This window comes from Halorubrum sp. SP9, from assembly GCF_005435015.1.
GTDB classification, from domain to species: Archaea; Halobacteriota; Halobacteria; order Halobacteriales; family Haloferacaceae; genus Halorubrum; species Halorubrum sodomense.
Genome location: NZ_SGXU01000099.1, coordinates 1 through 1,507, shown reverse-complemented (window position 1 = coordinate 1,507; position 1,507 = coordinate 1). Strand labels below are relative to the sequence as shown.

Sequence of the window (1,507 nt, the reverse complement as noted above, 5' to 3'; positions counted from 1 at the left end):
TCTTTAACCTCGCTTAGTAGTTTATTCTCCCCACAGTATAGGTGTATTTCGTAGTTGTTCTGAAGCCGACGCATCATCTCCCGGAGGAACGTCTCAGTGCCGCCCGCACGAGAGAAACCAACACGTGGATTATAGATGCCGATTCTCATATGTTCGCAGAGAGCAACGACCCGTAGGGCTTGAGGAGTAGATCTCGCGGCCGCTCGTTTTGGTAACGGGTCCATCCGCGCAGCCGATGGCTCTGCCACGTGAGTCTGGTATCGCCGAACTGTCGACCGAATTCTCTCAGGGGTACCATATTCTAGATACTCATTCGATCTCTCTTGAACAAATATCCCAGGGAATCTGTCTCCTGTACAAGACAAACTCGTCATCGGCATTGGTCTTAATAAGTAGAATGGCGGAGTTGTAAGTCACACGTAGGGCTTTCTGACTTAATGACGGCCCGAGAACCGCCGTAAGATCACGATCACGTTGCGATCGCGGAAACCCCCTCAGTTACGCCTCCTATAACCCGTAGCGTGACTATGGGCTCAGTTCTCCTTGCGTTTTATTTTAATCGCTCTTCGGTAGTAATGCCGTGATTCTGTCCAACACTAGTGCGAGAGGTTGGTTATCCTTCCAGACAGGATAGTCGGCAATGGTTTGGAACTAAGACAGCGGCAACTCTGTCAGAATGGCCAGTATGACTGTGAGACAGGTTGCCTTTTATCACTTGGACTGTGAATTAAATACAATTTTTCCCCCGCCGACGACGCATGTATCCGCTAGGCCAAAAAAATGGAACGAAATGACGAACGTTCAGCGGTCTCACACTATTTGCTATTCCATTATAAAATACTATTGGCAATGGAAGACTCTAATAATTATATATAGGTAATCACTCCGGTTTTATAACGCTATTTGCGGCCAACATCCACTTCCATCCGTTAAAATATTTCTCTACTGACATTGTACACATGATTAGAATAAAGTTCTGATCTTAATCAAAACGTGACTGTTGAGTAGACTGAACTCTCACGCAACCGAAATTCACAGTACCCTCCCCAGACAGGATACCCCATGGACGACGAGGACGCGCATCTCCTGAGTAACCTACTCAAGGGTAGTGGGTTGGTTTTCCTCGGTATGCTCCTTGAGGTCAGCATCGCGTTCGCCGGAAAGCTAGTCGTTGCAAGAATATTTGGTCCGGTCGAGTATGGCGTTATTTCTGTCGGCACGACACTGCTGACGTTCTCTGGAATTGTGCTCGTCCTAGGCTTAAATAGCGGTATCGGGCGCTATGTCCCTCGTTATGACGACGCTTCCCGCATTCGCGGAGTCCTGGTATCAGGCTTTCAAATTGCAATTCCGCTCTCGCTTGCCGCCGCACTTGTGCTGTTCGTCCTCTCACCAAGGTTGGCCGACATTATCGGTGCTGATGGTACCACGGTCCGCGTGCTACGACTATTCAGTGCTGCTATTCCGTTCGCCGTCTTCATCCGGATGGTTAACGGAAGTATGCAAG

The 1,507-nt window shown here is 48.8% G+C and carries 1 protein-coding gene; it reads left to right on the top strand.

The features are described 5' to 3' along the window. Positions 1-1,062: 1,062 nt before the first annotated feature. A partial coding sequence (locus EXE45_RS16565; protein WP_158294293.1) for an oligosaccharide flippase family protein occupies positions 1,063-1,507 on the top strand: 445 nt, incomplete at its 3' end.